General features: G+C 69.1%; 20 protein-coding genes. 7 read left to right on the forward strand and 13 right to left on the reverse strand.

Annotated elements, in window-relative coordinates:
* Window positions 1-12 precede the first annotated feature (12 nt).
* From SK571_RS41650 to SK571_RS41665, 4 genes are all read left to right on the forward strand, one after another.
* On the forward strand, window positions 13-855 hold the full coding sequence (locus SK571_RS41650) for an ABC transporter ATP-binding protein (protein ID WP_090066541.1): 843 nt from the start codon (window positions 13-15) through the stop codon (window positions 853-855).
* Between the two features lie 173 nt (window positions 856-1,028).
* Window positions 1,029-1,808, forward strand: coding sequence for an enoyl-CoA hydratase/isomerase family protein (locus SK571_RS41655; protein WP_093592942.1), 780 nt, complete (start codon window positions 1,029-1,031; stop codon window positions 1,806-1,808).
* On the forward strand, window positions 1,798-2,754 hold the full coding sequence (locus SK571_RS41660) for a class I SAM-dependent methyltransferase (protein WP_319989638.1): 957 nt from the start codon (window positions 1,798-1,800) through the stop codon (window positions 2,752-2,754). Before SK571_RS41655 ends, SK571_RS41660 begins: the two co-directional genes overlap by 11 nt.
* A gap of 1 nt (window position 2,755) precedes the next feature.
* Window positions 2,756-3,916: a THUMP-like domain-containing protein gene (locus tag SK571_RS41665; protein ID WP_319989639.1), complete on the forward strand. Its 1,161-nt coding sequence runs from the start codon at window positions 2,756-2,758 to the stop codon at window positions 3,914-3,916.
* Here the strand turns inward: SK571_RS41665 and SK571_RS41670 are convergent.
* Window positions 3,875-4,462 carry a TetR/AcrR family transcriptional regulator gene (locus tag SK571_RS41670; RefSeq protein WP_319989640.1) on the reverse strand — a complete coding sequence of 196 codons (588 nt, stop codon included), beginning with the start codon at window positions 4,460-4,462 and terminating at the stop codon, window positions 3,875-3,877. The two genes, SK571_RS41665 and SK571_RS41670, sit on opposite strands and share 42 nt — an antisense overlap.
* Window positions 4,463-4,554: 92 nt before the next feature.
* On the opposite strand from SK571_RS41670, the gene SK571_RS41675 reads away from it, so the two are divergent.
* Window positions 4,555-4,944: a DUF4267 domain-containing protein gene (locus SK571_RS41675; protein WP_319989641.1), complete on the forward strand. Its 390-nt coding sequence runs from the start codon at window positions 4,555-4,557 to the stop codon at window positions 4,942-4,944.
* Here the strand turns inward: SK571_RS41675 and SK571_RS41680 are convergent.
* From SK571_RS41680 to SK571_RS41705, 6 genes are all read right to left on the reverse strand, one after another.
* Window positions 4,898-5,605: a nucleotidyltransferase domain-containing protein gene (locus tag SK571_RS41680; protein WP_319989642.1), complete on the reverse strand. Its 708-nt coding sequence runs from the start codon at window positions 5,603-5,605 to the stop codon at window positions 4,898-4,900. The two genes, SK571_RS41675 and SK571_RS41680, sit on opposite strands and share 47 nt — an antisense overlap.
* Before the next feature lie 24 nt (window positions 5,606-5,629).
* Window positions 5,630-7,471, reverse strand: a complete 1,842-nt coding sequence (locus tag SK571_RS41685; protein WP_319989643.1) for a hypothetical protein — start codon at window positions 7,469-7,471, stop codon at window positions 5,630-5,632.
* Between the two features lie 64 nt (window positions 7,472-7,535).
* Complete coding sequence (locus tag SK571_RS41690; RefSeq protein WP_319989644.1) at window positions 7,536-10,793, reverse strand: GH92 family glycosyl hydrolase; 3,258 nt, start codon at window positions 10,791-10,793, stop codon at window positions 7,536-7,538.
* A 58-nt stretch (window positions 10,794-10,851) separates the two neighbouring features.
* Window positions 10,852-11,706, reverse strand: a complete 855-nt coding sequence (locus tag SK571_RS41695) for a nucleoside hydrolase (RefSeq protein ID WP_319989645.1) — start codon at window positions 11,704-11,706, stop codon at window positions 10,852-10,854.
* A gap of 12 nt (window positions 11,707-11,718) precedes the next feature.
* A complete protein-coding gene (locus SK571_RS41700) occupies window positions 11,719-11,970 on the reverse strand; it encodes a hypothetical protein (protein ID WP_319989646.1) in 252 nt (83 codons plus the stop codon).
* Between the two features lie 4 nt (window positions 11,971-11,974).
* Window positions 11,975-12,244 carry a hypothetical protein gene (locus SK571_RS41705; RefSeq protein WP_319989647.1) on the reverse strand — a complete coding sequence of 90 codons (270 nt, stop codon included), beginning with the start codon at window positions 12,242-12,244 and terminating at the stop codon, window positions 11,975-11,977.
* Between the two features lie 78 nt (window positions 12,245-12,322).
* On the opposite strand from SK571_RS41705, the gene SK571_RS41710 reads away from it, so the two are divergent.
* Complete coding sequence (locus tag SK571_RS41710; protein ID WP_319989648.1) at window positions 12,323-13,075, forward strand: acyltransferase; 753 nt, start codon at window positions 12,323-12,325, stop codon at window positions 13,073-13,075.
* 3 nt (window positions 13,076-13,078) lie between these two features.
* Here the strand turns inward: SK571_RS41710 and SK571_RS41715 are convergent, their stop codons facing one another.
* The 5 genes from SK571_RS41715 to SK571_RS41735 are packed head-to-tail and all read right to left on the reverse strand — an operon-like array spanning window position 13,079 to window position 17,702.
* Window positions 13,079-13,855 (reverse strand): SGNH/GDSL hydrolase family protein, encoded by a 777-nt coding sequence (locus tag SK571_RS41715; RefSeq protein WP_319989649.1) that lies wholly within the window; start codon window positions 13,853-13,855, stop codon window positions 13,079-13,081.
* Between the two features lie 48 nt (window positions 13,856-13,903).
* The gene (locus tag SK571_RS41720) at window positions 13,904-15,151 is read right to left on the reverse strand and encodes a glycosyltransferase family 4 protein (protein ID WP_319989650.1); all 1,248 of its coding nucleotides are present in this window, start codon (window positions 15,149-15,151) and stop codon (window positions 13,904-13,906) included.
* A gap of 4 nt (window positions 15,152-15,155) precedes the next feature.
* Window positions 15,156-16,619, reverse strand: coding sequence for a glycoside hydrolase family 57 protein (locus SK571_RS41725; protein WP_319989651.1), 1,464 nt, complete (start codon window positions 16,617-16,619; stop codon window positions 15,156-15,158).
* Entirely contained in the window at window positions 16,616-17,344 is a 729-nt protein-coding gene (locus SK571_RS41730; RefSeq protein ID WP_319989652.1) for a class I SAM-dependent methyltransferase, read from the reverse strand. The genes SK571_RS41725 and SK571_RS41730 overlap by 4 nt, the downstream gene beginning before the upstream one ends.
* 10 nt (window positions 17,345-17,354) lie before the next feature.
* On the reverse strand, window positions 17,355-17,702 hold the full coding sequence (locus tag SK571_RS41735) for a hypothetical protein (protein WP_319989654.1): 348 nt from the start codon (window positions 17,700-17,702) through the stop codon (window positions 17,355-17,357).
* A 120-nt stretch (window positions 17,703-17,822) separates the two neighbouring features.
* On the opposite strand from SK571_RS41735, the gene SK571_RS41740 reads away from it, so the two are divergent.
* Window positions 17,823-18,473: a TetR/AcrR family transcriptional regulator gene (locus tag SK571_RS41740; RefSeq protein WP_319989656.1), complete on the forward strand. Its 651-nt coding sequence runs from the start codon at window positions 17,823-17,825 to the stop codon at window positions 18,471-18,473.
* Here SK571_RS41740 and SK571_RS41745 read toward each other — a convergent pair whose 3' ends face one another.
* On the reverse strand, window positions 18,474-19,316 hold the full coding sequence (locus SK571_RS41745) for a DegV family protein (protein WP_319989657.1): 843 nt from the start codon (window positions 19,314-19,316) through the stop codon (window positions 18,474-18,476).
* Window positions 19,317-19,616: the final 300 nt, after the last annotated feature.

Raw genomic sequence — 19,616 nt, forward strand, 5'->3', positions numbered from 1 at the left:
AGGGACACCCCGATGAGTGGTCGGTGCGAGGCCGTTCGGAAGAATGGGGGCGTGGCGGACGTCGACGTGACAGATCTGGTCGTGCACATGGCGGGCGTGTCGGTCCGCCGAGGCAAGAACACGCTGGTCGGAAACATCGACTGGAGCGTGGAACTGGACGAGCGCTGGGTGGTGCTGGGCCCGAACGGTGCCGGCAAGACCACCCTGCTGAGGCTCTCCAGCGCCGACCTGCACCCGACCAAGGGCAAGGTCCACCTCCTGGGTGAACGACTGGGCAAGACGGACGTCCAGGAGCTCAAGCCCCGGATCGGCCTGTGCTCCGCGGCACTGGGCGGCCGCATCCCGCCGGACGAGACGGTCGTCGACCTGGTCGTCTCCGCCGGGTACGCGGTGCTCGGCCGCTGGCGCGAGGAGTACGGCAAGCAGGACACGGACCGCGCCCGCGAGTTGCTCGGCACCCTCGGCATGGCCCACCTCGCCGACCGCCTCTACGGCACGCTGAGCGAGGGCGAGCGCAAGCGCACGCTGATCGCCCGCGCGTTGATGACCGACCCCGAGATGCTGCTGCTCGACGAGCCCGCCGCGGGCCTCGACCTGGGCGGCCGCGAGGACCTGGTCGCGAAGCTCTCCGAGTTGGCGATGGACCCGGACGCACCCGCGATGGTGCTGGTCACGCACCACGTCGAGGAGATCCCGCCCGGCTTCACCCACGCGTTGCTGCTGCGTGAGGGGTCGATCGTGGCTCAGGGGCTGCTCGACGACGTGCTGACCGAGGAGAACTTGTCCAAGACCTTTGGGCAGGACCTGGAGCTGCAGAAGTCCGGGGAGCGGTTCTTCGCCCGCCGGAAGGTCTGAGAAGCTACCGCTAGGTAACGTGACGGCAATCGGACGGAATCGCGAGTTCGCGTCGGTCGTCCGGCCGCCGATTCAGGTCAACCGCCGCAGGCGATTCGGCCCGAATCGGCGGCCGGACGACCGACTTCCCGGCGAGCTCGCCGCCGTCTGCGGAGCAGCGGCAGAGGAGCACAGTGGCTGAGTTCGTTAGGCTTGAGGTCGAGGACGGGATTGGCACGATCCGCCTGGAGCGGCCGCCTATGAACGCCCTGAACCGGCAGGTGCAGACCGAGCTTCAGGCCGCCGCGAAGGAGGCCTCGGAGCGTTCTGACGTGTACGCGGTCATCGTGTACGGCGGCGAGAAGGTCTTCGCGGCCGGCGCGGACGTCAAGGAGTTCGCGCAGATCTCCCACGCCGAGATGACGCTGCGGGCCAAGGGCCTGTCCGACGCTCTCGGCGCGCTGGCCTCGGTGCCGAAGCCGACGGTCGCCGCGATCACCGGGTACGCGCTGGGCGGGGGCTTCGAGGTCGCTCTCGGCTGTGACCGCCGCATCGCCGGCGACAACGCGAAGGTCGGCCAGCCCGAGATCCTGCTCGGCCTGATCCCCGGTGGTGGCGGCACGCAGCGCCTTGCCCGCCTGATCGGTCCGTCGAAGACCAAGGACCTGCTCTACACCGGCCGGTTCGTCGGCGCCCAGGAGGCGCTCGAGATCGGCATGGTCGACGAGGTCGTCGCGCCCGACGACGTGTACGCCGCGGCCGTGCGGTGGGCCAAGCAGTTCGTCAACGGGCCCGTGCTCGCGCTGGCCGCGACGAAGGCCGCCGTCGACGGTGGCCTCGACACCGACCTGGAGTCGGGTCTCAAGCTCGAAAGCCACCTCTTCGCGGCGCTGTTCGCGACGGAGGACAAGAAGAACGGCGTGGAGTCGTTCATCGCGAACGGTCCCGGAAAGGCGAAGTTCAGTGGCAACTGATCCGGCACCGAACCCGCACGCGACAGCGGAAGAGGTCGAGGCGGCCTACAAGGACACCAAGCTCGCGCAGGTGCTCTACCACGACTGGGAAGCGGGCACGTACGACGAGAAGTGGTCGATCTCGTACGACGACCGCTGCATCACCTACGCGACGGACAGGTTCCGCGCCGCCGCCGGTGACGTCGGTCCGTACGAGCACGCGCTGGAGCTTGGCTGCGGCACGGGTTTCTTCCTGCTGAACCTGATGCAGGGCGAAGTGATCAAGAAGGGCTCGGTCACCGACCTGTCGCCCGGCATGGTCGAGGTCGCGCTGCGCAACGCCGAGCACCTCGGGCTGGACGTCGACGGCCGCGTCGCCGACGCCGAGCGCATCCCCTACGACGACAACACGTTCGACCTCGTCGTCGGTCACGCGGTGCTGCACCACATCCCCGATGTGGAGGCGGCGATGCGCGAGGTGCTGCGGGTGCTGAAGCCCGGCGGCAAGTTCGTGTTCGCGGGCGACCCGACGAACATCGGCAACTTCTACGCCCGCAAGCTCGGCCAGGCGACGTGGTGGCTGACCACCAACATCACCAAGGCCCTGCCCGTGCTGGGCGACTGGCGTCGTCCGCAGGAGGAGCTCGACGAGTCCTCCCGCGCGGCCGCGCTGGAGGCCGTGGTCGACCTGCACACGTTCGACCCGGACCAGTTGGAGGCCACGGCTCGTCGCGCCGGTGCCGTGGGCGTCCGCGCGGTGACCGACGAGCTGTCCGCGGCTCTGTTCGGCTGGCCGGTGCGCACGTTCGAGGCCGCCGTGCCGCGCGAGAAGCTGGGCTTCGGGTGGGCGATGTTCGCCTACCGCACCTGGCAGAACCTCACGTGGGTCGACCAGAACGTCTTCGCGAAGGTGCTGCCGCGCGAGGTGTTCTACAACGTGTCGATCACCGGCAAGAAGACCTCCTGAGTTGGGGTACGCGTTCACCTCTGCCGACGTGGCGTTCCTGCGCTCCGCCGCCGGAACCGCCGCGCTGGCCGAGGTGGACGCGTTGCCCTTCTCCGACGCCTCCCGGCTGCGCGACGTCGAGACGGCCCGCAAGCGGCTGGGTCCCGGGTTCGCCCCGGTCGTGGAAACCGTGCTGCTGCGACGTCGCGCGGTGTCCAAACTGGACTCTGCCGAGTCCTGGCTCTTCACCGATGACGCCTTGCAACAGGCCACGGCTTCCGCTGTCGCCCGGCATCGCGCGCTGCGGTTCGCCGGTCGTTCGGTGCACGACGTCACCTGTTCGGTCGGCGCGGATCTGTTCGCGCTGAGCGAGGTGGCCTCCGTCTGCGTCGGCTCTGACCTGGACCCGGTGCGGGTCGCCATGGCGCGCAACAACGTTCCGGGTCAGCTCGTCGCCGTCGCCGATGCCCTGCGTCCCGTGTCGCGTGCTTCGGCCGTCACCGCGGACCCCGCCCGCCGCGACTCGTCCGGCCGCCGCAAGTGGAACCCCTCGGACTTCGTGCCACCTCTGGACGAGCTGTCCGAGGTGTACTCGGGTGTGGACCTCGCGGTGAAGTGCGCTCCCGGCATCGACTTCGCCGTCGCGCCGTGGGCCGCCGAGATCGAGGTCGTGTCGCTTGACGGCGCGGTCCGCGAGGCCTGCCTGTGGACGCGAGGCCTTGCCACGCCTGGAGTTACGCGCCGCGCCACCGTTCTGCACGGCTCCGACTCGTGGACCCTGACGGACGCCGAACCGGACGACTGCCCGGTCGCTCCGCCCGGCGAGTGGCTCATCGATCCGGACGGAGCGGTCGTGCGCGCCGGTCTGGTGCGTCATTACGCGGCCCGGCACGGGTTGTGGCAGCTCGACGAGCGCATCGCGTACCTGAGCGGGTCCAAGCCTCCCGCGGGCATCCGGGCGTTCCGCGTGCTCGAACACGGGCACTACACGGAGAAGTCGCTCAAGTCGTTGCTGAAGACGCGGTCGGTCGGCCGGCTGGAGATCCTGGTGCGCGGCCTGGACGTCGACCCGAACACGATGCGCAAACGCCTGAAGCTCTCCGGTTCCGCGTCGGCCACGGTAGTGCTGACCCGGATCGGCTCAAAGCCCGTCTTCGTGCTGTGCGAGGCTGAGCGCACCTAGCAGCAGGTCGAGACGGGTCTCGTCGTGCACCGGCCGCAGTCTCCCGCCCTGCATGAGCGTCGCGATGCCGTGCAGCGAGCTCCAGAAGACCTCCGTCAACGCCTCCAGGTCTCGTTCGCCCCGAACGGGTTCGACCGCGGCGACCAGTTCTCCGAACGCGTCGAGCAGTTCCTGCGGCACCTCGTCCGTGCCCCACGGGATGTCGGACTGCTGCACGAACATCGCGTCGTAGAGCGCGGGCCTTCGTCGCGCGAACTCCAGGTACGCCTCCGCCGCGGCCCGCAGCCGTGACTCCCCGCGTGACGGACGGGCCTTCCGCAACAGCCGGGCCAGCTCACCGCACCCCTGGATCGCGACCGCGCGCACGATCGCGTCCTTGCCCTTGAAGTGGCTGTAGAGCACCGGCTGGCTGTACTCGACCTTCTCGGCGAGCCTGCGCGTGGTGACCGCGTCCCAGCCCTCCGCCTCGGCCAGGTCCCGGGCGGCGTCGATGATCAGCTGATGGCGTTCGGCGCGCTCGCGCTCACGCCGGTTCTGGATGGTCACGCCGCTGAATCTAGCACTGCTAGACATTCGAGCGCCTCTAGTGTTAGCGTCGCTCTCATCACTAGCAGCGCTAGATTTTCTCGGAGGATGCAATGCGTTTGGCCACGATCATGGGTTGGCTCGTCGTAGCGGCGGGCTTCTACTTCGGCCTGAGCTACCTGCTCAACGGCGATGGATCGGCTGCGGGCTTCGGCATCACCGACCCGGCCGGCTACTACGTCGTGAAGGGCGTGCGCGACCTCGCCTACGCGCTGACGGCCCTGATCCTGCTGCTGATGGGCCAGCGCCGAGCCCTGGGCTGGGTGGTCCTCGCGGACTCGATCATCCCGATCGGCGACTGCCTGGCCGTGATGACGCACGGCGGCTCAGTGGGCTTCGCGCTCGCGGTGCACGGCTCAGCGGCCGTGCTCGTCCTGTTCACAGCGGTGTTGCTGCTCAGGGAGACAGCGCCCGCACGGCCTCACGCAGTTCCGGCTCAGTGATCTCCTCGAGCAACAGCCCGGTCAGCACCTGGAACGCACGCCGCAGCTCGTCGGGATGAGTGGACAACACCACCGTCCCGGCGAACGCGTCCGCGTCCCGCAGGTCGTCCAGCCCTCGCCCCTGCACCGCGTTCACGCCTTCGCGCAGGCACCACAACGACATCACGTGGTCCCTCATGCCGTTGATCATGTAGAGCGCCTGCCACCCGCGCCCGCGCGCGATGGACGACCGCGCGTGCAGGGCGTACAGCCAGGCGAGCCCGATCAGGTCGTCCCGGTCGGGCTGCCCGGCCTGCGGCACCTGGTTCGCCTCACCGAACAACAACTTGAACGTCGGCCCGGTAGCCCCGAACTCGTCCGACGGCCAGAACGCGATGTCCACCTGCAACGTGGACCGCATCAGGAACACGCGGAACAACGTCTTCCCGCTCCGCACGTCGAGATGACCGACCGCCCCGCACGCGTACATCAACGCGGTCCAGTCGACCACCACCGCGTCGACGTCCCGCTCGACCGACAAGGCGAAGTCGATGTCCGACCAGCGATCTTCCCGCCCCACCGCAGCGGACCCGGTCAGCGCGGCACCGACCACACGCGGATCGACGTCGGCGGCGTTGACGAGATCACGACGCAACTGGTCGCGTTCGGAAACCGAGAACACGCTCCAACCCTATTGGTCGCGACTTCAACCCGGCTTGCGAACCAGGTTCGTGTACCCGGCCAGCGCCAGCGTCGCCAGCCCCCACACGGCGAGCTGCACCAGCCAGATCGCCGCCGTGAACGCCTGACCCTTCTTCGACGCGCTGTCGAGGTCGCACCTGGCCCGCATCCCGGTCATCGCCAGCGGCAACCCACGATCCAGCCCGAGCCCGATCAGTTCGACCGTCGAGCAGGGAGTCCCGACCGCGTTGGTCGCGCTGACGACCCGCTCGGCCGCGAGATGCCCGGGCCGGGTGTCGACCTGCCCGGCCCACCAGCCGATCGCCCCGGCGACGACGAGCACCAGCAGGAGCGCGGCGGCAGTGCGGCGGGCGCGGTAGCCGTACCCGGCCAGCACGCCCCACAGCCAGTGGAACCACCGTGTCAGCGGCCCGCCCAACGACTGGGGACTGCGGCGGCGCAGGTCGGTCTGCTGCGCCATGAGAACTCGGCGCACCGTGCCGTCGTGGCCTGCCGCCCGCTCGACCGCGGCCAGCCGCTGATAGGCCGAGGCGTGGTACGCGGGAGTGTGGCAGCGGATCACGTGGAGCCACTGTTCCCAGTTCCATCTCGGCGCGAGAGATGCATAGGTGAAGTCGCTCAGTGTCACGAGCCTTCTGCGTTCGCACGCCGCACCACGCTCGAGGCCGGGGCACAACGCCTCCAGTGGCAACCGCACGGACGCTCCGACCGTGGCGTCCTGAAGGTTCAGCACTGGACCCGACTCAGGATCAGCCTTCAGTTCGACCGTGTCCGCACAGCCCAGTCTGCCGGTGATGTGGGCGCTGACCAGGCTGAGTGAGGGCCCGTTGCCTGCATTGAGCTGTGTCCGGCCGAACAGCGCCAAGACGCTGCCGATGCGTATCCGGTTGGCGTTGACCGCGGGACCACCGGTGTTCGTGATGTTCGTGTTGGCGAGTTCGAGGATTTCTCCGATGCGGGCGTTGGCCAGGTCGACCGCACCGATGTCGTCGTGTCCGGCGATGGAGAGCTTGTTCCGCAGGAACAGGCTTCCGCTGATCTGGACGCCGTGTGCGTCGAGCGCGATTCCCGCAGCGTTGGTGATGTCTGTGTCCGTCAATTCGACATGACCTGAGACGCGAGCGTTGATGAGGCAAAGTGTGCCTGTGTCGCCACGTCCGGTTATCCGATTGCCGTCGATCAGAGAAAGGTCGCCGTCGATTCCGGCGTTGTCCACCTGCATCGCAGGACCGGTGTCGTTGCTGATCTCGGTTTCCGACATGTCCAGGTTCGACCTCAGGCGGGCACCTATGAGGTTGACCGCGCTCTCGTCGCCGTGCCCGATGATGCGGACGCCGTCTCGAAAGAGCACCTGACCACCGACTTCGAGGCCGGCGGCATTCAGGGCAGAGCCTGATGCGTTCGTGATCTGCGCGCCTTCGAGATCGAGGTCACCTGAGACATGAGCACCGAGAAGCCTGACGGTGCCGTAGCGGTGGTCACCCGACATGCGGACACCTCGGCGCAGGAACAGGTCTCCATCGACCTTGAGACCGTCCGCCTGGATCCCGGCGCAGCTTCCCCCGTGGAAGTACAGATACGGCAAGCCTGCGGAGCGCGCCTCGATCGGCTCGTTGATCACGCAGTTCTTGAAGGTCAGGCCCGCCACGGCTTGCACTCGGTTGAGGTTGAGCGTGTCCTCAACCTGGGCGCCGTCCAGCCTCACCCCGCGCGGGTCCAGCTCACCGTGACGGCCGAGCAGCAACTCCCTGATCAACCCCGCCCGCACCACGTTGTCGGGCTCGTCGCACTCCAGCCACTCGCCGTCGCGGGCGGCCTTGATCAGCCGCTGCTCGATGTCGGTCACCGCAGGATCATCCGTGCGACAGGGGCGGCTCAGCCGGGAAACCGAGCCGCCCCACCGGTATGGCCTAACCCAGTGCCACAGCGAAGACGTGCATGTTCACGTCATCCGGCAGCACGACGCTCGCCAGCGTCTTGCCTTCCGGAGCCACGTACGTCTTCGTCGCGAAGATGTGCGTGGCGACCTTCTCGTTGCCGCCGCCCAGCGTGTTGCGGTAAGGCGTGGTCGCGAGGACCACGTTGCCGAAGCTCGGCGTCGCCCCGCCACCGCCCAGCGTCCAGTCGCTGAAGCCGATGTCCACCGACGCCGTGGTGCCGTCCGTGAACGTCACCGCGGCCGGCTTCGTCCGCGCTCCGTTGGCCGCGGAGCCGACGAAGGCGAGCTTGGTTCCGGACAGGGCAAGCGTTTGCTTCGCCGCGGTTGCGTTGTCGGGACGGCCAGGGGGCGACGACGGCCAGGTGAACGTGAGGCCGTCGACGGTGCTCGTGCCACCCGGCGTGAGACCGGCCGTGGCCAGCGCTTCCCGCGAGTAGCTGTAGCCGCCGCCGTCGAAGTCGCCCTCGCCGTCGGCATCGGCCGACGCACCGACGTTGTTCACCGCGGCGAGCATGCTGCCCGCCGGAGCCACCTTGATCGTCTGGGGGAGCACGACCGGCTTGGCGGCGCCCTCGACGTTGACCGTCACGGTGATGTCGTAGAAGCCCTGGGGTGTATCGGGTTTGGCCGTGACCGTGAACTCCGACGGCACGGCGCCGCTGGTCGGCGTGAACGTGAGCGAGTCCGGGCCGGTGATCGTGTAGGTCGCCTTCGGGTCACCGTCGTAGAGCTTGACGGCGTCGACCTTCGCCGTGACCGACCCGCCCGGCTCCACCACGAGCTGCCGCGGCTCGACCGTGAGGAAGTACGGCTGGTCGTGCTTGATCGGCTTCTCGCCGTCGCGGAACGACGGCGGGGCGTCCGAGGCACCCGTGCCCCACGCGGAAGGAGCCTTGCCCAGCACGAAGTCCAGCTTGCCGCCGCGCTCCACGAACGACTCGGGCAGCCAGGTCTTCGTGCTGGCCTTGCCGTTGACCTTCAGCGACTGCACGTACTTCGTGGCGGTGTTAGCGGCGGGCGCGGTGATCGTGATGTCCTTGCCGCCACCGCGGTTGATCTTCACCGACGTGAACAGCGGGCTGCTCAGCACCAGTTCGGCGCGGGACGGCACCTGCGGGTACATGCCCATCGCGGTGAACACGAACCACGACGACATCGCGCCGAGGTCGTCGTTGCCGGGAATGCCGCCGGGGGTGTTCTTCCACAGCGTGTTGATGGTCTCGCGCAGCGTCTCCTGCGCCTTGGCCGGCTGGCCGGTGTAGTTGTAGAGCCACGGCACGTTCACCGACGGCTCGTTGTCCAGTTCGGACTTCGCGCCACCACGGCCGGTCAACGCCCATGTGCCGTCGGCGTTGTGGAAGAAGTCGTCCAGCCGCTTGTTGGCGCGCTCACGGCCGCCCAGCGAGTCGACGAGGCCGGCGACGTTGTGGGTGACCATCCACGTGTACTGGGCGCTGCTGCCCTCGACGAACCCGTTGCCGGTGTCGGGCGTGAAGTCCTTGACCCACGTGCCGTCGGCGTTGCGGTTGCGGATGTAGCCGCCGGTGGAGTCCGCGACCGAGTTGAAGTTGTTCTGCCACCACTGCGCGCGTTCGGCGAAGGTCTTCGCGGTCTTCTTGTCGCCCGTGCGCTCGGCCAGCTGGCTGATCGCGAAGTCCGCCGCGGAGATCTCCAGGGTCTCCGCTGCTCCACCCCAGGCGTTCGACACGGCCGGCATGTACTTGTTCTGCAGGTACTTGTCGAGCGACGGCCGCTGACCGACCGACATGACGGCCCAGCCGTCCTTGCTCAGGTCCAGCGCCGTGGGCACGGTCGCGGCCTTGACCAAACTCCGAAGCGACGACTTGAGGTCGTACTTGTCGCCGCCGAACGCCGAGATGGCCGCCAGCGCGATCGGCGCCGGGTCGCCGTTCATGACGTGGGTTCCGCCGCCGTTGTGCGTCCAGCGGTCCCACACACCGTTGTTCTGCTCGGCCTGGTTGAGCAGCGACTGCGCGATGTCCGAGCCGATCTGCGGTTCGAGCAGGGTGAGCAGCTGCAGCTGCGAGCGGTAGACGTCCCAGCCGGAGAACGTGCCGTACTGGGCCTTCTGCCGCCGCTTGTCGATCTTGTGGGTCTTGCCGTCGAACCCGGCGTACTCGCCGTTGACGTCGCTGAACAGGTTGGGGTGCAACAGCGAGTGGTACAGCGCGGTGTAGAACTTGGTCCGCTCGTCATCGGAGCCGCCGCCGACCTCGATGCGCTTGAGCTGCTTCTGCCACGCGATGTACGCGTTGTCCCTCATGTCCTCAATGGACTGGCCCTTGTTCTCTGCCTTCAGGTTCTCCCGCGCGTTGTCCAGGCTGACGTAGGAGATGCCGACCTTGACGCCCACCTGGCTGCCGGGTGCGAAGCCGAGGTACGCGCCGGAACCCTTGCCCAGCACCGGCCAGCCGTTCGTTCCGTACGTCGTGCCGCCCTTGGAGGACGTGCTTCCCGGGGTGACAACGTTGTCCTGGTACGTGCCGACCTCGGTGAACTCCTGGTCGAACTCCGCCACGAAGTGCAGCGTGTAGTAGCTGCGGCGGCCGACCTGGTTGATGTAGCCGCAGAAGTTCCCGCTGGTCACGGAGCCCGTGATGGTCCGCTTGTCCTTGTCGACCACGGTCTGCGCGTCGCTGCTGCCGACCTGCGACTTGGAGGTGTTGATCAGCACCGTCGCCGGCTTGTCGGCGGGGAAGCTGAACCGCGCGGCACCGGTGCGTTCGGTGGCGGACAGCTCGGCCTTGGCACCGGACTTGAGCGTCACGTCGTAGCGGCCGGGCTTGGCCACCTCGTCCGCGTGCGCGAACTCGCTGGCGTAGATCGCGTCGGTCGCGTCCGTGGTCGGCGAGGTCGTGACGGTCCCGACGTGCGGGAAGATCGGGATGTCACCGCTGCCGCCCGCGCAGCCCGTTCCCGACATGTGGGTGAGGCTGAAGCCGCGGATCTTCGTGGCGTCGTACCGGTATCCGCCGGGGGCCGCGGCGCGCAGGGTGTTGCCGCGGCTGGCTTCCGGGCTGAAGGAGAACATGCCGAACGGCACGACCGCACCGGGAAAGGTGTTCCCGAGGTTGGTCGTGCCGATGAACGGGTTCACGTGTGCCGCCGGATCCGGCACCACCTGAATCTGGGGCTGAGCGGAGGCAGGGACCACTCCGAACGTCATGGCCACCGCCACCGCAGCTGTCGTGAGGACTCTTCGCTGCATGGTCGCGGACCCTACTTACCGTGCCCGCTCAACCCCAGAGAGCGACACGAAGTTGTCGTCAAACGGACAAGCGCTGCTCCATGAAGGCCCTCAGCGCGGGCCAATCGCAGTCCTCCGCGACCTCTACCTGGTGCTTTCCCTCGACGAGCGCGCCCTCGTCGTCGATGTCGAGTCCGTGCGTCCGAAGGCTCAGGGTCCCAGGCACGATCGCCTCGGCCACCGCGACGGCGTCGTGGACGAGGATGCCCTCCTCGCGTCCCGACATGTTCTGCTCGGAGTGCCGCGCGAGGTACTCCCGGTAGGTGCCGGTGAGGTTGCTGAGCACCGGGTCGACGTTCGCGAGGAACGCGGTGTCCGCGATGCACCGCTGCGTCAGGTTGAGCGGCACGACGATCGGGTTGCCCCGGCGGATCACCGTCCGCGCCGCCGCGGCGTCGGCCCAGAAGTTGAACTCGGCGCGCACCGTCATGTTGCCGATGCCGAGCCCGCCGCCCATGACGATCAGCCGCGGGAACTCGATGCCGGCGTCGAGAGCGGCGGCGATGTTGGTGAGCGGCCCGATCGCGGCGACCACGGTGTCGGGCGTGAGGTTGTCGGCGAAGAACCGCACGGGATCCTCCCCGTGCACGCCCTTCGGGTTCTCCGGCAACGTGAGCGCCTGCCCGCCGAGCCCGTCCTCACCGTGCACGTCCGCCGCGCCGCCCGGCCCCTCGAACCCCCGCACCACCGGTACGTCGGTGCGGCCGAGGTGAGCGAGCAACCGCAACGCGTTGGCCGTCGTGAGGTCGAGCCCGACGTTGCCGAAGACCGTGGTCAGACCCCGGAGGTCGATCTCGGGACTGCGGGCCGCGAGCGCGATCGCGAACGCGTCGTCGACGCCGGGGTCGGTGTCGATGATGAGAGGAATCGCCATGCGTCCAGCTTGTCAGTGGAAGGCCTCCGGCACCCTGTCGAGCTGGTCACGCCACTCCCAGCCGTCCGGACGAGCTCTGCGGTCGAACCACGGCGTGCCCTCGGCCAGCCATCGCTCGCGGTGGCCCCTGGCCGCTTCCGGCGTCACGTCCTCGTAGCCGGCCTCGCACCCGCAGCAGTCGCAGATGTCGAACGAGCCGACGCCGTTCTCCCAGCGCACGCCGCCGTCCGACCACCCGCAGACGCGGCAGAACACTTCTCGCACGTGCCTAGGGTGCCTCAGCGCCGACTTCGGCCACGTCCCAGACGACACACCGCACACCGGGCGGCTCAGTCGCACCCTGGTCCAGCATGTCCTGGTGGTAGCGGCGCGCGTCGGCCTCGTTGTCGTACACCTGGATCATGTGCCCGTCGAGCGTCCACGTGCCGTGCACGAACCCCGGCAACCCGACCTTGCTCGACGCCATCAGCGGCACCTGCGCCCGCAACGCGTCGAGCACTCCGGGGTCGATGTCCCAGACTCCGATGACCGCCCACATGTCCGCACCTCGTCTTCGTCGAGGCCACTGCAGAACCGTTGCCCGGCCGCCGGCGGCCCGAAGTTAGAGTCTTCGTCCATGACTTCCATGTGGGGCGCCCCGGTCTGGACTCGCTGGCGCAGGTCGCGCCGGGACCCGATGCAGGCGCGGTTCCTCACGATGGCCTCCCTGCGCTGGGTCCTGCGCCACCGCGCCTACACCCCCTGGTACATCGTGCGGTACTGGCGGCTGCTGAAGTTCCGCCTGCTCAACCCGCACGTCGTCCTGCGCGGCATGGTGTTCTTCGGCAAGCGCGTCGAGGTCATGGCCCGCCCGGGCTTCGGCCGCCTGGAGATCGGCCGCTGGGTGCACATCGGCGACGGCAACGCCATCCGCTGCCACGAGGGGTCGCTGCGCATCGGCGACAAGGTCGTGTTCGGCAAGGACAACACGGTCAACTGCTACCTCGACATCGAGATCGGCGCGTCGTCGCTCGTCGCGGACTGGGTCTACATCTGCGATTTCGACCACAAGGTCGAGGACATCACGCTGCCGATCAAGGACCAGGGCATCGTGAAGTCGCCGGTGCGGATCGGGCCGGACTGCTGGCTCGGCGCCAAGGTGACGGTGCTGCGCGGCACTCGCGTCGGGCGCGGGTGCGTGCTGGGCGCGCACGCGGTGGTGCGCGGCGACGTGCCGGACTTCAAGATCGCGGTCGGGATGCCGGCACGGGTGGTGCGGGACCGGCGGGCCGACTACGAGGCCGACGCGCAGCGGCGGGCGGACATCGCGGACATGGCCCGCAAGGCCAAGGACGCCTTGGCCAAGCGGGCGGAGGACGCGTCGGCCTGACGGTCAGCGAGAGACGCGCTGCGGCCAGGTCAGCGGCGCGAGCTGCGGGCGCTTGGGCACGAAACCGTCACCCGGCTGCCGCCCGATGAGCTTGTTGCGCGTCCGCGAGTAAGCGACCGGCAGCACCTGGTCGCGCAGCCACCGCCAGTGGTCCAGCACCGACGCGGACGCGGCCTTGCCCTCCAGCGGCGCCAGCCAGGACTCGTCGAACGGGATGCCGAGCGCCGACAGCACGTGGCCGGCCAACCGCCTGTGCCCCAACGACGACAGGTGCAGGCGGTCCGGGCCGAAGTAGCGTGAGTCGTGCACGCACTCGTCGGCCTCCACGTCGACCAGGATCGCGCCGTAGCGGGAAGCCGCGGTGCGCATGGCGGCGTTCAAGGTCTCGATGCGTGGACGCATGCGCCGGCCGAACGGCATGCGGTGCGAGATGTCGCTCAACGTGAACACGGCGACGGTCGGCGCGAACGACGTCACGGCGCGCACCATCGCGTCTGCCCGTTGCGCGATCTGCTCCTGGGTCGCGTTGGACATCACGTCGTTGCCGCCGCCGAAGAGCACCACCAGGTCGGGCTCCAACGCCGCGGCGGACGGGACCTGCTCCACCAGCATCTGGTCGAGGCGACGGCCGCGCACGGCCAGGTTGGCGTAGCGGAAGCCCGGCGCGTCCAGTGCGGACGCGACCCGGTCCGCCCAGCCGCGGTACTGGCCGTCGGGGAGCAGGTCGTCCAGGCCCTCGGCGCAGCTGTCCCCGAGTGCCACGAAGCGTTGGTATTTCATTCAGTCCTCGGTCACCTTCTGTTCACGGGACCGGCGACTGTAGCGGACCTAGGTGAACAGATTTCCCGTCGCGATCTTGGGTCGGCCGAGGACGCGCGGCTCGCGCACGACGGCGGACCCGTAGACCGACGCCGTGCCTGCGGCGATCTTGGCCCAGTTGAAGTCGGAGACCAGACGTGCCTTGGCGGCGCGCGCACGGGTGGCGGCCGAGGCCGGGTCGGACAGCACGTCGCGCACGGCGCGAGTGAGTCCGTCCACGTCACCGGGGGCGAACGACAGTCCGGTGACCCCGTCCAGCACGACCTCGCCGAGCCCGCCGGCGGTCGACGCGACCAGGGGCGTTCCGGCGGCCGCCGCCTCCAGGGCCACGATGCCGAAAGGTTCGTAGCGGGAGGGGAGCACGACGGCGTCGGCCGCGGTGAGCAACGCGGCCAGAGACCTGTCGGAGAGGTGGCCGACGAACTCCACGGCCCGCAGCACGCGGTGTTTGCGCGCCTGGTCCTGCAACCACTCGGTCTGCGACCCGCCGCCGGCCACGACCACGCGCGTGCCGCGGTGGAAGCGGCGGATCCGGGGGAGTGCGGCGATCAGGTCCTGGATGCCCTTCTCCCACTCGATCCGGCCGAAGAAGAGCAGCAGCGGATCACTGTGCGGCGAGTACGTGCGGCGGGCGGCGCCGACGTCCTTCGCTCGCACCTTCCAGCCGCCCGGTTCGATGCCGTTGTGCAGCACGGAGACCTCGGCGGTGTCCACTTCGAACAGATGCCCGACCTCGGCGCGCATCGCCGACGAGCAGGTGATCAGCGAGTCGGCGCGGTTCGCCAGCCACCACTCCACCGAGTGCACCTGCTGGTTCAGCGGGTGCGACAGCCAGCCCGAGTGCCGGCCCGCCTCGGTCGCGTGGATCGTCGCGACCAGCGGCACGCCGAAGGCCTCCGCCAGCGCGACGGCCGGATGCGTGACGAGCCAGTCGTGCGCGTGCACGACGTCGGGGCGCCACGAGCCCAGCGCCAGCCCCGCGCGCGTCATCGCGTGCCCCATCGCGAGCGTCCAGGCCAGCAGGTCCTTCTCGAACACGAAGTGCGCGGGGTCCTCGGCGACGCGGATCAGCCGCACGCCCTCGCTCACCACGTCCACGGTGGGGTGGGTGATCGCGTCGGTGCCGGAGGGCTGGCGGCACAGCACGACGACGTCGTGCCCCTGCGCGGCCAGCTGTGTCGCGAGCGCGTGGACGTGCCTGCCCAGCCCGCCGACGACCACCGGCGGGTACTCCCACGACAACATCAGCACGCGCATCCCGTTACCCCATTCCTCGCGCGTCCAGATGCCCGAACGGGCCGTCCGCCGCGCGGAGCTCCGTTGCTCTGCCCAGTCCGCGACCGCTTCGTGCCAACGACGCGAGCTCGCTGAAGCGATCGCTGTGAATCTTCGCGCGGTAGCGGGCGTAGTCGGCGGCCGAGTCCTTGGTGACCATGAAGGCCCAGTCGCTCGACAACGCCAGCAGCGCCTCGCGCACCGCCTGGTCCAGCACCGGGTTCCGCACGCCGGAGGAGAAGTCCAGCCCCAGCAGTTCCTTCTGCACCGACTCGTTCAGCGACACGATGTCCGACACCTGCGCGCCGTCCCACACGCGCCAGTCCTTGCCGCTGCCCCACGACGACGCCGGCAGCTCGACCGGCGCACCCACGTGCCCGGCCTCGACGGCGCCCCGCAACGTCGTCACGCGCACGCCCGCCTCCGGCAACGCGCGCAACACGCCCTCCAGCCACAACGGACCCTCGTGCCACCAGTGCCCGTACAGCTCGGTGTCGTAGGCCGCCACGACGAGCCCGCCGTCGATCGCCCGCAGTCGCCGCACGACCGTCTCCACGAAATCGGCCACGTGCCGGTCGAGAGCCTCACGCGCCAGCAACGGGTCGTACGGCCGCTTGTCCTCCGGCGCCACGTTCTTGCCGGTCACGCGCGACGGCTTGAGGCCCGTCGGGTGGTCGTAGGTGTGAAAATCCCGGTACGCGGCATCGCCCGGATAGCCGACCTTCGGCGACCAGACGCGGTACGAGACCTCCAGATCGCGCCCGAACGCCAGCACGTCCGACGACCCGACGGGGTGCGCGGACGACGTGTCGCCGTGCAGCGCGGGCCCGTCGACCAGGAACCGCCGCACGCCCGCCGCCGCGTAGCCCGCCTCCATGCCGGGCGAGTAACCGCACTCCGGCGCCCAGATCCCCTCCGGCGCACGGCCGACGCGCAGCGCGGTGTCGTCCAGACCGGTCCGCAGCGCGAAGGCCCGGACCCGCGGGTCCAGCAACGGCTGGAAGGGGTGCGTGGCGGGTCCGCCGAGCAGCTCGATCGTCGAGGAGTCCACAAGGGACCTCAGGACGGGCGAGAACCCGTGCCGCCACTGGCTTTCGAACTTCTCGAGCGCCCAGGAGGACGCGCGGTGCTCGTACGCGGACAGCTCGCGCAGCCGTTCCCCGGCGAGGTGCGAGCGCAGGTGCCAGTTGCCGAGCCAGTCGTGCATGCCCCGCAGGCAGTACGGGTCGTCCAGTTGCGCGGCCAGGACCGGGGTGACGCCGAGCGTCAGCACGTCGGAACGGCCCTCGTCGGCGAAGCGCCGCAGCATGTCCACGACGGGCAGGTACGAGTGCGCCCACGCCTGGTAGAGCCACTCCTCGCCGACCGGCCACGCGCCGTGGTGCGCGAGCCAGGGCAGGTGGCTGTGCAGGACGAGGCAGAACGTGCCTTCCGAAGCTCCTGTGGTCACGCGCGCACCGCCACGGCCACGAGGTCGAGGCAGCCGTCCATGTCGTCAGGGGTGATGTCGAAGTCCCGCACCGTCACCGACTCCACAGCCTCCTTGAGCTCGGCCGGCCACGGCGCACCGGACAGCGCGACTTCGACCTGTGCGTCGATGATCTGTCCGTTCAGGAGCGTGTCAAGCCTTCGTCCGTGACGCAGTCCCGTCAGTTCGTCAACGCGGAAACCAGCGTCACGCAGCATCTCGTCCAGTTCGGACGGTGCGAGTTCTCTGGTGTGGAACGGGTTCAGCGGCGTGTCCTGGCCGGGCGAGAACGTCAGCCTGTTCGGCGTCGTCACGATGAGCTTCCCGCCGGGGCGCAGCACCCGCCGGCACTCCGCCAGGAACCCCTCCTGGTCCCACAGGTGCTCGATGACCTGCAGGTTCGCCACGACGTCGACGCTGCCGTCACGCAACGGCAGGGTCGCGAGGTTGCCGCGCAGCACGTCGAGCTGCGGGTACGCCTGAGCCACGTGCCGCGAGGTCAGCTCGTCGTAGTCGAGGGCGATCACCCGGCGCGCGACCGTGCGGATCAGCTGCGCGCCGTAGCCCTCGCCGCAGCCCGCCTCCAGCACGACGGCGTCCGCGCAGTGGCCGATGAGGTGCAGATACGCCGCCTCGTGCCGCCGGAACCAGTAGTTCTCTTCCGCGATACCGGGCACGGTGCGTTCGCCGGTCAGGGGGAGGGTCACGCCCGCCAGGTTACTTGTGAGTAGACCGCCTGCGAACTACCTGGTGCGCGATGGCGGTGACGACACCGGTCGCGGCGAGGGCCGCGGTCATCGCGGGGCTCATGTACTTCGACAGGCTGGGGGCCTCGCTTGGACCGGCGAGCCACATCGTCAACGGGATGGCGTAGGCGAGCGTGAGCGCTCCCGTCCACCAGCGGAGCACCCGCGACCGGCGGTCGCGCAGGCTCGCGACGAGCACGACGGCGATCGGAATCCCGGACAGCAGGCCGAACTGGCCGATGACCATCACCGGCGCGGCCCAGGCCGCGACCAGGGCCGACTTCGACGGGTGAGCGGTGTTGGTGGTGGTCGTCGTCATGACGGTCTCCCTCGTTCGTTAGTGGTAGTAGCTGAAGTTAGATGCTCTAACTGTTGTGACATGCCGAAGCTAGGCCGTCGCAGCCGTGACTGTCAATAACGAATGTGAGAGGGTCTAACCATGGCGACGGAGTCTGTTACCGATGCGGGGCGGAACCCTCGCGAGCGCTACCGGGCCCAGGTGCGCGACGAGGTCAAACGGCACGCGTGGGAGCAGATCGCCACGGCCGGGGTGACAGCGTTGTCACTCAATGCCATCGCCAAAGAGATGGGCATGAGCGGGCCCGCGCTCTACCGGTACTTCGCCGGTCGCGACGAGCTGATCACCGCGCTCATCCGGGACGCCTACCGCAGCCTCGCGGACACCGTCCGCGCCGCCCACCAGGCGGGCACCACCGTCGTGGGGCTCGCCGCGGTCATCCGGGAGTGGGCGCTGAGCGACCCGCACAGGTACCTGCTCATCTACGGCACGCCCGTGCCCGGCTACCACGCGCCCGACGACATCACCGCGATCTCCGACGAGATCCTGGTGGTGCTGCTGGAGGTCTGCGGCGGCTCGCCGGACGAGCAGCCGCGGTCCCCGTTCGACGTCGTGCTGGGCCTGAACGGCGGGTGGGCGGGTGCTCTGCCGGCGTCGCCGCCGACCGTGCACCGCGCCCTGTCCTTCTGGACCCGTCTGCAGGGCGTGCTCTCGCTCGAGCTCGCCGGGCACCTCACGCCCATGGGGTTCGATCCGGGGCTGCTCCTCGCGGAGGAAGTCGCGGACCTCTGATCAGAACGGCGAGACCGTGACGGCCAGCGCGCCCGGCCCCACGTTCGCGCCGATCGCCGCGCTGACCTGCGTCAGGACGATGTCGCGGGCGTGCGGGATCCGCTTCTGCAGCATCTGGAGCAGCTCGTGGCCCTCCTTCTCGGCCGCGAAGTGCTCGACCGCGAGGTCCACGTTGCGTCCGTAGGCGAGCGCCACGGCCTTGTCCACGAGCTTCGCCAGCGCCCGATCGCGGCCGACGACCTTGTCGAACGGCTCCACCTCGCCGTTCACGACCGTGAGCAGCGGCTTCACCGAGAGCGCGTCGCCGAAGAGCTTGGCCGCCGCGCTGACCCGGCCGGCCTGGCGCAGGTAGTGGAGGGTGTCGACGTAGATCAGCACGTTCGCGTCGCGCCCGCGCTGCTCGGCGACGCTGCGCGCGTTCTGGACGTTGCCGCCGCTCTGCACGATGCGCGCGGCCGCGAGCGCCGCGAACCCGAGCGTCATCCCCGACGAGTGCGAGTCCACGATGAACACCGGCACGCGCGACTTGGCCGCGGCCGCCTTCGCCGCGTCCGTCGCGGGGGAGAGCTTCGGCGTCACGTGCACCGAGACGATCGTCTCCGCGCCCTTCGCCCACGCGTCCTGGTAGGCCCAGAAGAACGCGTCCGGCGCCGGCGGCTGCGTCGTGATCGGGATCTGCGCCTCCATCGCCTGCAGCAGCCTGTCGGTCGGCACGTACGCCTCGTCGATCAGCTCCGACCCGATCTTGAGCTGCATCGGGACCGTGATGATGTTGAACCGATCCGCCAACCGGGCCGGGAGTGACGCGGTCGAGTCGGTGACGACGGCTACTCGTGAGGACACGAACGAGGAGGTTAACGAAGCGTGATCGAAGTAGCCACGACCGATGGTTGGCAATTCGTGTGATCTGGGCCTGGACGGTTGCTTTCCGTGTACGGCGAACGCACGGAGTGAACACCCCGGAAAGGCGTCCTACTTGACACAATCGGGTGACTGGCCGGTGTTTGGTGTTGATCTAGGGACGACGCGTTTTCCCAGGAAAAAGGCATTATTCCAAGTGTTACATCATGGCCGTCCGTCCACTTTCGACGCTGGTTGGCCCCACCGGCAGTGGGTAAGCTCGCACAATCTTCAGCCCGGTTG

The sequence above is a fragment of the Lentzea kristufekii genome (assembly GCF_033949925.1).
Classification (GTDB): Bacteria; Actinomycetota; Actinomycetes; order Mycobacteriales; family Pseudonocardiaceae; genus Lentzea; species Lentzea kristufekii.